The sequence below is a fragment of the Pseudoalteromonas sp. CO342X genome (genome assembly GCF_004208915.1).
Taxonomy (GTDB): domain Bacteria; phylum Pseudomonadota; class Gammaproteobacteria; order Enterobacterales; family Alteromonadaceae; genus Pseudoalteromonas; species Pseudoalteromonas maricaloris.
This window is the reverse complement of the sequence record NZ_SGPH01000020.1, coordinates 38,356-51,152: the sequence shown is the minus strand read 5'-3', so window position 1 is coordinate 51,152 and position 12,797 is coordinate 38,356. Positions and strand designations below refer to the sequence as shown.

General features: G+C 42.7%; 11 protein-coding genes. 5 read left to right on the top strand and 6 right to left on the bottom strand.

Features of this window, described 5'->3' with window-relative positions; all coding sequences use genetic code 11:
* Positions 1 to 88 precede the first annotated feature (88 nt).
* Positions 89 to 1,345 (bottom strand): aromatic amino acid transport family protein, encoded by a 1,257-nt coding sequence (locus tag EXT47_RS10410; RefSeq protein WP_039492380.1) that lies wholly within the window; start codon positions 1,343 to 1,345, stop codon positions 89 to 91.
* Positions 1,346 to 1,623: 278 nt separating this feature from the next.
* Here EXT47_RS10410 and EXT47_RS10405 point away from each other — a divergent pair, with 278 nt between their 5' ends.
* Entirely contained in the window at positions 1,624 to 2,385 is a 762-nt protein-coding gene (locus EXT47_RS10405; protein ID WP_039492377.1) for a peptidylprolyl isomerase, read from the top strand.
* A gap of 125 nt (positions 2,386 to 2,510) precedes the next feature.
* Here EXT47_RS10405 and EXT47_RS10400 read toward each other — a convergent pair whose 3' ends face one another.
* Together EXT47_RS10400 and EXT47_RS10395 are read right to left on the bottom strand one after the other, a co-directional pair.
* Positions 2,511 to 2,741 (bottom strand): hypothetical protein, encoded by a 231-nt coding sequence (locus EXT47_RS10400; RefSeq protein ID WP_039492375.1) that lies wholly within the window; start codon positions 2,739 to 2,741, stop codon positions 2,511 to 2,513.
* 152 nt (positions 2,742 to 2,893) lie between these two features.
* Positions 2,894 to 4,489, bottom strand: coding sequence for an ABC-F family ATPase (locus EXT47_RS10395; RefSeq protein ID WP_010375453.1), 1,596 nt, complete (start codon positions 4,487 to 4,489; stop codon positions 2,894 to 2,896).
* 247 nt (positions 4,490 to 4,736) lie between these two features.
* Between EXT47_RS10395 and EXT47_RS10390 the strand changes: the two genes are divergently transcribed.
* From EXT47_RS10390 to EXT47_RS10380, 3 genes are all read left to right on the top strand, one after another.
* A complete protein-coding gene (locus tag EXT47_RS10390; RefSeq protein WP_130126547.1) occupies positions 4,737 to 6,803 on the top strand; it encodes a DUF2235 domain-containing protein in 2,067 nt (688 codons plus the stop codon).
* A complete protein-coding gene (locus EXT47_RS10385; RefSeq protein ID WP_039492370.1) occupies positions 6,800 to 7,330 on the top strand; it encodes a hypothetical protein in 531 nt (176 codons plus the stop codon). Before EXT47_RS10390 ends, EXT47_RS10385 begins: the two co-directional genes overlap by 4 nt.
* Before the next feature lie 69 nt (positions 7,331 to 7,399).
* The gene (locus tag EXT47_RS10380) at positions 7,400 to 7,927 is read left to right on the top strand and encodes a DUF2931 family protein (protein WP_130126546.1); all 528 of its coding nucleotides are present in this window, start codon (positions 7,400 to 7,402) and stop codon (positions 7,925 to 7,927) included.
* Positions 7,928 to 8,025: 98 nt separating this feature from the next.
* Here the strand turns inward: EXT47_RS10380 and EXT47_RS10375 are convergent, their stop codons facing one another.
* The 3 genes from EXT47_RS10375 to EXT47_RS10365 are packed head-to-tail and all read right to left on the bottom strand — an operon-like array spanning position 8,026 to position 10,267.
* A complete protein-coding gene (locus EXT47_RS10375; RefSeq protein WP_130126545.1) occupies positions 8,026 to 8,676 on the bottom strand; it encodes a lysophospholipid acyltransferase family protein in 651 nt (216 codons plus the stop codon).
* A 3-nt stretch (positions 8,677 to 8,679) separates the two neighbouring features.
* Positions 8,680 to 9,612 (bottom strand): phosphatidate cytidylyltransferase, encoded by a 933-nt coding sequence (locus tag EXT47_RS10370; RefSeq protein WP_130126544.1) that lies wholly within the window; start codon positions 9,610 to 9,612, stop codon positions 8,680 to 8,682.
* A complete protein-coding gene (locus tag EXT47_RS10365) occupies positions 9,605 to 10,267 on the bottom strand; it encodes a CDP-alcohol phosphatidyltransferase family protein (protein WP_193521521.1) in 663 nt (220 codons plus the stop codon). Before EXT47_RS10365 ends, EXT47_RS10370 begins: the two co-directional genes overlap by 8 nt.
* Before the next feature lie 275 nt (positions 10,268 to 10,542).
* On the opposite strand from EXT47_RS10365, the gene EXT47_RS10360 reads away from it, so the two are divergent.
* Entirely contained in the window at positions 10,543 to 12,702 is a 2,160-nt protein-coding gene (locus tag EXT47_RS10360; RefSeq protein ID WP_130126543.1) for a S46 family peptidase, read from the top strand.
* The last annotated feature ends 95 nt before the right edge of the window (positions 12,703 to 12,797 follow it).

Here is a 12,797-nt window from a genome sequence, read left to right as displayed (position 1 = left end):
AAAACTAGTACTATATTTAGTCTGAACAGCCATGAGGATAAGCAACAAGAAAGACTGAGAGGTGAGGGAGGCGATGCCTCCCTATTGGTTAGCCTAGCATGTTATAGAGTAATGCAGAAACCGCCAGCAAGCCGACAAATAGCACAAAATAAGTGCCAATGTGGCTTTTGTATTTTTGTAGTGCCGGTACTTTAAACACGGCAATGGTTGGCATGATAAACAAAATCATCGCAATGATTGGACCTGAGATAGCCCCCATCATGTCCAAAATACTTGGGTTTAATACGGCGCATACCCAAATAGCAACAAACATAAATACCACGCCTAGCTTGTCAGCAAGCTTATAGCTCATGCTCGTTTGCTTGGTTGCAAGGCCGTTAAAGCTTTCACGTGCACCAAGGAAATGGCCTAGGAAAGACGAAGTAATCGCGATAAATGCCACAAGAGGGCCAAGCATTTCAATAAATGGATTGTTATACACGTTAGCTAAATAGGATAAAACAGACACGTTCGCCGATTTTGCTTCTTCCATTTGCTCTGGTGTTAAAGAGAATACGCAGGAGAATACGAATAGCAAAACAAACACTATCAACATAATGGAGGTCGTACGAAGAATCGCTTCTGATTTTTGAACTGCCTCACTTTTGTAGTGACGACGCTGTACGTTAGCAAAGCTAGAAATGGCGGCTGCATGGCTAAATGAAAATACTACGATAGGAACGGATAGCCAAAGTAACTCGGTTAAGCTCGCAACATCAGGCGTGCTTACCACTGGCATTTGCCAGTTAGGCACTAAATAGAGTGACAAAAATAGTAATACCCCAACCAGCGGGTAAACCAAAATAGCAAAAGCACGCAGTAGCAGTTTTTCGCCGCCTAGCATAATGGCAATCATCCCGGCAACGAGCACACCAGAGAGTAAAATACGAGACGGTGACTCAAAGCCAAGTTGATTGACGATAAAGCTGTCGACGGTATTGGTTAGGCCAACACCATAAATAAGCAAAATAGGAAAAATAGAGAAAAAGTAAAGTAAGGAAATTAAACGGCCAGCACCTGCGCCGAAGTGCTCTTCTACTACATCCGTAAAATCGGCATCTTTTTGCTTTGATGAAAGGACGAACCGGGCCAATCCTCGGTGTGCTAAAAAGGTCATAGGGAAGGCAAGCACGGTCATGATTAGTAGTGGCCAAAAACCACCAATACCAATGTTAATTGGCAAGAATAAAATACCTGCGCCGACCGCAGTGCCAAATAAACTTAACACCCAATGGGTGTCATGTTGGGTCCAGCGCCCATCACTGACGGTATTCATCTCCATCGTCGCTTCAGAGGAATTACTCATATACTTGTTGTCCTGGATTTAGAATTATAATCGGGCGCATCATATAAAAAATGACGAAGTGTTGCATGTATAAACCGTCTACTCCGAGGAGTTATGCGGTGAAATTCGTTTGTTTGACTAAAGCTTGCTCAAGATGTGGTGGGTTCCTAACCGGTTTTTGTAAATCTAAGTCTGCAAATGTTCTTAATTGTTACCACTGGCAATGAATTGCTAGCCGACTTATAAATAAATTTTTATTCTAGTTTGCAAAGAGAATTAAAATAACCAAGTGGAAAAGTATGTTCAAGCTAAACTCTCTATTGCTCGCTTCAACTTTGTTGGGCAGCTTCGCTGCTAATGCAACGATTGTCGAATTTCAAACTTCTCATGGTAGCTTTCAGGTCAATCTATTTGATGAAAGCACGCCTAAAACCGTGGAAAACTTTTTGAAATACGTAGATAACGGGCGTTATTCTGATACCGTAATTCACCGCGTTATTCCAGATTTTGTTGTGCAAGGTGGCGGCTTCAAATATGAAGGAGACGTGCCTCTTGACGCCATCGCTACTTACGATGCTGTAAAAAATGAACCTGAGTGGTCTAACGTAAAAGGCACTATTGCAATGGCAAAGGTAGCAAATAGACCTGACAGTGCGACAAGCCAATGGTTCTTTAATTTGGTAGACAACAGTAAAAATTTGGACGTTGACAACGGTGGCTTCACAGTTTTTGGTCAAGTGACTGGTGATGGCATGGAAATATTAGAAGCGATAGCAAAAATTCCTCGTTGTGGTAATGTGCCATTAGTTAACTTCACTGATGAACAGTGTAAAGATAGCAATAGTGAGCCGGGGGCAGCTAACTTTGTGACCATAAACGCAGTTACTGTGCTGGATGATGACCCCAAATCAGCTCAAGGCTTAAGCCCAAAAGCAAATACCTTGATTGATCAAGTGCCTGATAAGCCTTCAACTGACTCTGATTCATCTGGCGGTTCAATGTTTGCCGGCCTTATGTTACTTGCTGGTATTTTCGGATTTAGACGTAGATTTCATAGGTAACCAAATCAGTTTGGTTGCAGATGCTAACGATAGCATCACAGTCCCTAGTTAACCTGATCTCAGGTTAATAACTTGGAAGCGCACTTCGGTGCGCTTATTTCTGTGTTATTAAGTTATTGTTTTCGTTATTCGTCTTCGCCAAACAGTGCAATCGCTTTTGTCGTTAAACTATACTGATCACGGCCATCCGCTTGGATAAGCCCTTCATTGAGGTGAGTGGTTACAACATCTTCGAGTAGTTGTTGATCCACATGCGGGAGTGAAAAAGTGTGGTGATTGATATCGCACGATTCTGGAAAGCTTGCTTTCAGCTTAGACAGCAACATTATCGAATACATATTCTGTAAACGTTCCATAGCCGACCCTTTTATTATTCCAATTTTTGCGAGAACAATCCTAACAGTAAAATTGCGGGTTTGTCTATTTTTTGTGCTAGTTTGTGAGGGGGAAAAGATCCGATGTGCTTAAGAAAATACAAAGGGCCAATTTGGCCCTTTACAGTCTAATCTTATACGGCTTCAGCCGCTTTCTTCGCGAGGTATTCGTCGTACGTACCATGGAAGTCGGTGATCTTACCGTCTTTTATTTCCCAAATGCGCGTTGCAAGTGATGAGACAAACTGGCGGTCGTGCGATACGAAGAATAACGTACCTTCGTATTGTTCAAGTGCCAAGTTGAGAGACTCGATTGATTCCATATCCATGTGGTTTGTTGGTTCGTCCATTAGTAGGATATTTGGCTTATGCATCATGATCTTACCAAATAGCATACGGCCTTGTTCACCACCTGAGATCACCTTAACTGACTTTTTGATGTCGTTTTGAGAGAACAGCATACGGCCAAGGAAGCCGCGTACGACTTGCTCATCATCGCCTGGCTGTTGCCACTGTTCCATCCATTGGAAAAGATCCAGATCTTTTTCAAATTCGTCAGCATGGTCTTGCGCATAGTAACCAATATTGGCGTTTTCTGACCATTTATACTCACCTGCTTGCGGCGCTTTACGGCCTGCTAAGGTGTTGAGTAGTGTCGTTTTACCGGCACCATTTTCACCGATGATGGCAACTTTCTCGCCAACTTCAACAAGGCCATTTAGGTCAGAGAATAGGGTGTCGTCATAACCTTGTGATAGCGAGATAAGCTCAAGTGCGTTACGGAATAGCGGCTTTTCCTGCTCAAAGCGAATAAATGGATTTTGACGACTTGATGCTTTAACTTCTTCCAGTTGGATCTTGTCAATTTGCTTAGCACGAGATGTCGCTTGCTTCGCTTTTGAGGCGTTTGCAGAGAAGCGCGAAACGAACTGCTGTAGCTCAGCGATTTGCGCCTTTTTCTTAGCATTGTCTGACAACAGGCGCTCGCGAGCTTGCGTCGCAGCAAACATGTATTCATCATAATTACCTGAGTAAATACGCAGATCGCCATAGTCGATATCCGCCATGTGTGTACACACTGAGTTTAAGAAGTGGCGGTCGTGCGAGATGATGATCATAGTACAATCACGTTGATTCAATACGTCTTCCAACCACTTGATAGTATAGATATCCAAGTTGTTGGTTGGTTCGTCTAGGAGCATGATATCTGGCTCTGCAAATAATACCTGTGCAAGTAGTACACGCAATTTCCAGCCCGGAGCAACTTCTGACATCAAGCCATAATGTTGCTCGGTTGGAATACCCACACCGAGGAGTAATTCACCCGCTTTTGCTTCTGCGGAATAGCCATCCATTTCAGCAAATTGCGTTTCAAGGTCGGCAACACGCATGCCGTCTTCTTCGCTCATTTCTGGTAATGAGTAAATGCGATCGCGCTCTTGCTTGATTTCCCACAGCTCTTTATGACCCATGATCACTGTGTCTACAACCGTATATTGCTCGTAGGCAAATTGATCCTGATTTAGCTTAGCAATGCGCTCGTTTGGATCGTAGTTTACGTTACCTGCACTTGGTTCTAGCTCTTTGCTTAGGATTTTCATAAAGGTGGATTTACCGCAGCCGTTAGCGCCTATTAGGCCGTAGCGGTTGCCGTCACCAAACTTAACGGAAATATTCTCAAACAGTGGTTTTGCACCAAACTGCATAGTGATGTTGTTACACGAAAGCATAAATTTGACTCATTACTGACAATTGCGGCGATCCTATCATTTATGGGTGACAAATGATGTAAAAAGTTTGGCTAACTCACACATTACTTTTGCGGCTGATATAGCAAAGACCTAGACGTTGAAAACTTATCGCCATAAGACGTTTTGTTTACGATTTTATTAAGTTTTATTTACTAATTGGGTGGTTAAATGTTAGCCTGTTTTAATGCGAAAGGATGATATAAAAAACTAACTCTGGTGAACAAGGATGAAAATAGTTGAAGAAAAACATAATTGGTTGATTGACCAACAAATCGATGAGCTGGAAGTCTTACCACCCCATACCACAACCGCTCATTTACCGTCAGAAATTAGAACGCAACTAAAGCCTCATGCCAGTGATTGGATTGTATTGCAACAAAGACATAATTGGCGCCATGTTAAGCGTGACGAATTTACTCGTGTTTTTATAAAGACCAAAAAGGGCTTACAAAGTGTAAGGTCTGGCAGTGCTGCCGGTTCTAGAGAGCAGCTAATCATCGTTAAACGCAAGTCTTATTTCAAAGCAGAGATTAGAAACAATGCCTTTACAAGCAGTGGTGGGATTGATCCTAATCAGCCCATTGGCGCAAGCCAATTAGACCCGTTAACACCGGTTGAACAGGTATTGGCCTCGATTAACGTCGATAAATCACCTGAGGTGGCTGAAAAGCGCATATTGGTGTCGCTGGAAGGGGAGTTGGCGGTGAGTTTTGTGATCCAAGGTGCTAATACTCCCACATTGTCCAGAGCCTCTGAAGGGGCAACACAAACGCCTCTGATATTCGGCAAGTTGAGTGAAGATGGTCGCTATAGCCTAAAAGCAAAAATCTTAGGTGTGCCGGAGCAGGTGCTTTTTAAAAATGTGCCATATGCAGACCTACTTGATATAGAAAAAGTAAAAGCACTTAAGATTGGCGCTGAGGGCGGAGTGCAGCTGATTAAACACAGAGTGTCAGGTGAGGGTAATATACACCTATATTTTATTAGCGAGCCTCCGAGTATCGGGATTTTCTTTGATGGTACAGGCAACAACAAGTACAACGATATTTTGGACCCCTTTGATGATAAAGAGCCGACGAATATCGCTAAGCTCCACGAGTTGTATGAAAATGAAGGTAAGTTTACCACTTCTTCATATATTGAAGGAGTTGGCACTTCGGCTGGAAAGAAAGATTCGACCATCGATCTGGCAATTGCATACTCTTTTGACGAAAGGCTAGTTGAAGCGGTGTCAGACTTGGATAAGTTCATAAATAACAATGGATTAATTGAGCTTTGTAACACTCTATTGGTTGATTGTTTTGGCTTTAGCCGTGGCGCAGCGGCAGCACGAGCGTTTGTTAATCTGATTAATGAAATGAGAGAAAAGCAAGATACTAAATTAGCGAATAAAGAGGTGGTATTTCGCTTTGTTGGTATTTTCGATACCGTTGCGTCTATTGGAGGGGATGGAGATAATGATCATGGTGAGCTGTATGCCAGAGATGAGTTAGACGATGCAGCTAGACTCGATCTCAATCAGGCCAGCGCAGGGGCTGTATATCACTTAACGGCTTGGGATGAGCGACGTGATAAATTCCCACTAAGCTCATTAAAAAATAAAGGCGGTAGTTTGTTTGCTAATCATAAGGAAGATTATCTGCCAGGCGTTCATTCTGATATTGGGGGCGGGTATGCCCCTATCAGTATTGATATTGAGTATCCTTTAAAGCGTATTCGTGGTATTCCCGGAAATAAAGAGCATGAAGCAAAAGTACAACAGGCAAAATTGGCAATTGAACATAAATATCAGTGGCCTGGCATTAATGTGGATATGGTCTACCGCTTTAAAAGGCTAAGATATGGCGCAAGTCGCTCGGGAAGAGACAAGGATTTTTACACCACATACCGGCCTGTTTGGAGACGTAAAATAGATAATACCCTTGCCCATTATGGACTGCACCAAATGTATAACGAGGCGATTCAACATGGCGTCCCGCTAAAAGAAATGACGCGTCTTCAAAGTATCTATCCTTATGAACTTAGCAACGAGGTCGCAACTTTGGTACCTAAAGCTCTTAAAGCTGGGCCAGCAAGCCAAGCTTGGCAGAAGTTATACGAGCATTATATTCATATTAGTTCTCGGTTTTCGGGAGCTGTGGATAAAATGGCTCATGGTGCTGAAAGAAAGGCAAAATACGCCACTGAAAATGGACAAAGGGAAATGTTTTACAATAATGCAAAAGCGCTACCGCAGGTACAAATTTGGAAAGCGTATAAAAATGGAAATAAATCAATTTGGAGGAAAGGATGATTAATAGGCTCTATACCGTTTTACTGGCAGTAATACTGCTTTGCAGTTGCTCTTCACATTCCGAGCTAGAAAAATTACATATAGGTATTTCCGCTTATGAAAACAGTGACCTGATGGTAAAGCTGATATTTGACGATAGATTTTCCCCTCCCGCTGGTGCTATAGGCTGTTGCTGGGGTAACGCTCAAAAGAAAGGTGTGTTTTGGGGAGCTGAGATTCCACATAAAGTTCAAGCAGAATGGTGGGATTATAAGCAAGGCAGGCATTATCGTGCTGTGTTTATAGTACAGCGAGACAAGGCATACAAAATCGCGGGTAATTTACCGAGTGTGACTTATTACACAGGCAAAACGGAGACCGATGTTGATCCTTATATCATCTTTGGGTTTGGTGAAAAGGGAGAAGTAAAAATGTGGATTTCTAATTCTCAGTTTGCTAGTGGAGTTAAAGGACGCATTTTAGAAGAAATTGGTTCAGCACAGGCGACTTGGGAGCCCTTTGAATTAACCGATGAGATGTTTAATTAGATAAGCGCCCACAATCCAAAGTTAAGATAAAAACAAATAAGACAAGGGATGTTCGACTTAGAGGAAAGGATGAACAATAAGTTCTATACCGTTTTACTGGCAGTAATGTTACTTTGCAGTTGCTCTTCACATACCGAGCTAGAAAAATTACATATAGGTATTTCTTCGTACGAAAAAAGCGATTTGATGGTGAAATTGATATTTGACGAACAATTTTCTCCCCCTGCCGGTGCGGTAGGCGGTGGTTGGGGAAATGCCGTAGGAAGTGGGACATTTTGGGGAGCCGAAATCCCATATAAAGTAAAAGCGCAGTGGTGGGATTATAAGCAGGGAAAACACTATCGTGCAGCGTTAACTGTACAGCGTGACAAGGCGTACAAAATCGCGGGTAATTTACCTAGCATTACCCATTACACAGGCGAAACAGAAACCGATGTTGAGCCCTATATTATCTTCGGTTTTGGTGAAAAGGGTGAAGTAAAAATGTGGATTTCTAATGCACCGTTTGATGGCGTGGAAGGACGCATTTTAGAAGAAATTGGTTCAGCGCAAGCGACTTGGGAGCCCTTTGAATTAACGGATGAGATGTTTAATTAGCTGAAGCAAATTCCCGCTGTTTAAGCATATGATAGTAAGGTAGGAGATCACGGTAACGAACCGTTTTTTGGGCGTTTCGCTTGTGAGAGGGAAGTTTATCACTCTTCGTCCGCCCGGTATGTTAAGCAAAGTGGTCGCATCAAGTTAAATTGTCGTTCTATTTCCTGTACTAGTTCGCTTGCGTGGCTTGTGCAGGAAAGCGGTTCGCCGACGATGACATCGCAATTAAATGGTACAAATAGGGCTTCTCCTTTGGGTAAGGAGCGGCCAAGTCCATGCATCATAACGGGGTAAACGAGCACCGACTTATAATCACTAATGAGATGAAAAATGCCTTTCTTTAACTGCGCCATTTTTTCAGGTTCGCCACGAGAACCTTCAGGAAAAAAAATTAAGATTTCATGCTTTTTTAACGCTTCATGGCATTGTTCAAATAGCTGTGCTTTGCGTGTCACTTGTTTTCGATTTAAGGGAATGATGCCAATGACATGGAGTGCAAACCAAGCAATAATTCTATTGGCGAGAAAATAATCGGCAGCGGCTACGGGTCGAACTTTATGTATCATCCTTAACGGAAACAAACTCATTAACACCATGGTATCCAAATGGCTGTTGTGGTTTGGCGCGAGGATCGCAGGCCCATGCGTTGGTAACTTATTGCGATTAACAACGTTTAGCCCAAGCGCGATTAACACGACCGGTTTTATTATCAATCCAAAGAAAAGTATTTTTACAATACGTGCAAACATAGTCTAATAATGCAAATAGTATAGGTAATGGAAGAATAGTGGTGAAGTGTAAAGTAGGCTGTCCATCCTATCTAAAATACCACCATGACCGGGGATCATGACCCCTGTATCTTTAATTTGTAAATCGCGCTTCACACTTGAAATAACTAAATCACCAAAAAAGCCAGTAACGGCTATGAGGATCCCAGCGCCTGCGCCTTGCAAAGTCGATAGTGGGGTAAGTGCTGGTGCTACAAAACAAGATAATGTGGCAGTAGTAAATACGCCACCAATAAAACCTTGCCATGTTTTGTTGGGGCTCACTTTTGGGATGATTTTATGTTTGCCGAGTAGCTTTCCCCAAACGTATTGGCAAACGTCGTTAAATTGAGTCGTAAACAGTAAATACAATACCAGACCAATGGCACCCGCCTCACTGTTTTTGACCGGCAAAACTAACAAGTAGCCAAGGTGACTAATAGAGAAAACACACAACATGACGGCCCAGTTAAGGATCCCAGCTGACTTTATGAATCCTTTTGTATCACCGATGAGCACCATTCTAATAGGGATAAATAGAAAGATATAAACAGGAATAAAGATAATAAACATGCCATACCACTGAGTTGCAACCCAATAATATTGCAGTGGGATACTCAAATATAGCCAAAAAATAGCGCGTCTATCGGTTTGCCGTCTTGGCACAATGGACAAAAACTCTTTTAATGCGAGAAAACTTAAAAAGCCAATAAAGGCAAGTGCGAAATGTGTGTTGGAGGCTAGTACGACAAAAAAAGCGCCAATTATCCACCACCAAGATTGGATCCTGAGTTTTAATTCTTGATGATCCGTATCTCGTTGTATTTGGCTAATAACTAAATAAGCAAGCGTTGCGGTGATTAAAATGAGTCCCACCAACGCCATGGCATACAAAGAATGATCAGGGACATTAAACATCGTGTTTGTCCTCAAGATATTGGTAGGCAAGGATAGCTCGTTTACATACCGTGATGAATGAACCGACGCTAATGATAAGTAGTGACGTGTATAACACAGCCCCTTGTTGCCAGAATAGAGGCTCTATCGCTGTAAAAATACATGCAAATGTAAGTAAAGCCATTCGATGTTGTTTTGCCATAGGTCCACAAAAATTGGCAGGTGCTCCTGTACTCGTTGCCAAGGTTCTGACGTAAGCAGTCATAATCGCAAGTATTGCCGCACACCAAGCAATATCGACTGCGTAACTAAACTGTGGGAGTGCATAGCCCACAGCAACAATGACAAAAGCATCGGCAAACCTGTCTGGCATATCGTTAAAAAGTTCACCAGATGCGGTACTTTTCCCACCTTCCATAGCGACCATGCCATCGAACAAATTACACAATAAGCGAAATTGAATACATGTGGCAGCAAGCAGAGGCAAAAGCCAAATGAGTGGTCCAGAAGACAGTGGTAACAACACAAGACAGATTGCTGAGCAGGCTGCAAATAGCACGCTGAGTAATGAAATAGTGTTAGGAGTGATATTTTTATTGCTAAGCCATTTGGCAACGCGCTGAGCATATGTGCTTGAGCGTACCTTGAGTGGACGCCGACTTGATTTGTCTTCCACGATTTCCTTTTCCTTAGAATACGTATTCTTCAACTCTTTTGAAGAATGGATGATCTTTGCCTTTGTTTCGAGCCAGTATAAATGATCTATGGCAGGCCAACAAGATACCCTGAGAGGGGGTTACCTTTAGCACTTGAGACGATGTAAAGTGGATAGTCTGAGGAAGAATATTTACATTGGTTTATTAAATTCCACCGAAATAAATTGCTATTTGGCGCTATCTTGGGTCACATTACTGACCGCAATTAAAATAATATAACATTTAGGATTGGAATATGCGTATTAAAGCTATCTCCGCGGCCATGGTGTTGGCCTTTTCTCAGTATGTTGCTGCCGATGAAGGCATGTGGCAACCACATCAGCTACCTGAACTTGAATCTATTTTAAAGTCTAAAGGGCTAGAGATAGATGCTAAGTCAATTTCAAAACTCACTGAGTTCCCGATGAATGCGGTGCTTAGCTTAGGTGGTTGTACGGCGTCATTTGTCTCTCCTAAAGGTCTGGTGGTGACAAACCATCACTGTGCATACGGCTCTATTCAATACAATTCAACAACAGATAACAATATTCTTGAGAATGGCTTTTTAGCAAAACAGCCAAGTGAAGACTTGCCGGCGGCACCGGGCTCACGCGTTTATGTGACTAAAGAAGTGTCGAACGTAACGGATAAAGTTAATGCTGGGACGGACTCACTGACTGGTAAAGCACGTTTTGATGCCATTGACAGTAAGCGCAAGCAACTTGTTGCTGAGTGTGAGCAAGATGAAAGCTATCGCTGTAACGTTTACACCTTTCATGGTGGATTGGAATATTACCTCATTAAATCGCTAGAGATAAAAGACGTTCGTTTGGCATATACACCTGCGATGGGCGTGGGCAAATATGGTGGCGATATAGATAACTGGATGTGGCCTCGTCACACTGGCGACTTTGCTTTTTACCGTGCATATGTGGGTAAAGATGGTAAGCCAGCTGAGTTTTCTAAGGATAACGTACCTTATAACCCAGAGTCGTTTTTGAGTGTGAGTGCAAAAGGCGTGCAAGAGGGCGACTTTGTGATGGTAACGGGTTATCCGGGTCGTACCAACCGTTATCGTATTGCTTCTGAAGTAGATTATGTGTTTAACACGGTTTACCCCATGGTACGTAAACATAACTCTAAGTATGTGGCACTGATTGAAGAAAATGCGCCAGAAGGGTCGCAAGCTCGTATCGCTTATGAAAGCACCATTGCAGGTTACAACAATTATATCAAAAACTTTGGCTCTATGATTGAGAGCTTCAAAAAAGGCAGTATGTACAACCGCAAGCAGCAATTTGAGCGCGATCTGAGTGCATGGATTAATGCCGATGCAGACCGTAAAGCAAAGTATGGCGCTGTGCTAAATGAATTGAGCGAGTTGGTTGCTCAATCTCAAGCCCATTATGAGCGTGATATGATGGTTGGCTATATCCATCGCTCACAAATGATGTCTACTGCGCGTAAGCTTTATCGCTTGGCGGTTGAAAAGCAAAAGCCTGATGCTGAGCGTGAGAGTGGTTATCAAGAACGCGATATGCCAAAAATCAAAGCGGGGCTTCAGCGTATGACGCGCCGCTATGATGAAACAGTTGATAAAGCGATTATGCTTTACTTCATGGAGCTTTATGCAGCCTTGCCAAAAGAAGCGCGTTTAGCTGAAGTCGATAAGCAGCTTCAACTCGAAAGCGGCTTCAATAAAGCAAAGCACCAAGCGCTGCTAGATGAGATGTATGCTAACTCTAAGCTTGCTGATGAAAAAGCCCGTCTTTGGATGTTAGATTTAGAGCTTGAGCAGTTAAATCAGAGCTCTGATCCATTTATTCAATATGCAAAAGCGATTTTTGCAGTGATGAAGCAAATCGAAGATGAAGAAAAAGAATTGGCTGGTAAGCAGCAATCTGCACGTCCTGCCTTAATGGAAGCTATTATTGCTTACAACAAGTCGCAAAATAAGCCAGTTTATGCAGATGCTAACAGCACACTCCGTGTCACTTACGGTACGGTAGGTGGCTACTCACCGCAAGATGGCTTAGTGGCAACGCCATTTACTTCGCTTGAAGGGTTACTGGCTAAAAATACCGATGTTGAACCATTTAACGCGCCGAAAAAGCAACAGCAATTGATCCGCGAAAAAGTATATGGTCAATATACAGGGGGCATGAATACTGTACCGGTGAATTTCCTTTCTAACGTGGATACCACAGGTGGTAACTCTGGCTCGCCGACCTTAAACGGGAAAGCGGAGTTAGTAGGTTTACTGTTTGATGGTGTATATGAAAGCATTATTGGTGACTGGGATTACGATAAAAACCTAAACCGCTCAATCCATGTTGATTCGCGTTACATGTTATGGGTAATGGATAAGGTTGATAATGCGCAAAACCTGCTAGATGAAATGAAGATAGTAAAGTAGGTCGACAATCCCCCTTACGTTTAAAGGGTAGCCTTTAGGTTTATAGGGTACCCTCTAGATTAAAACGTTAGTCGGCCTAAAGGCCGACCTACGGG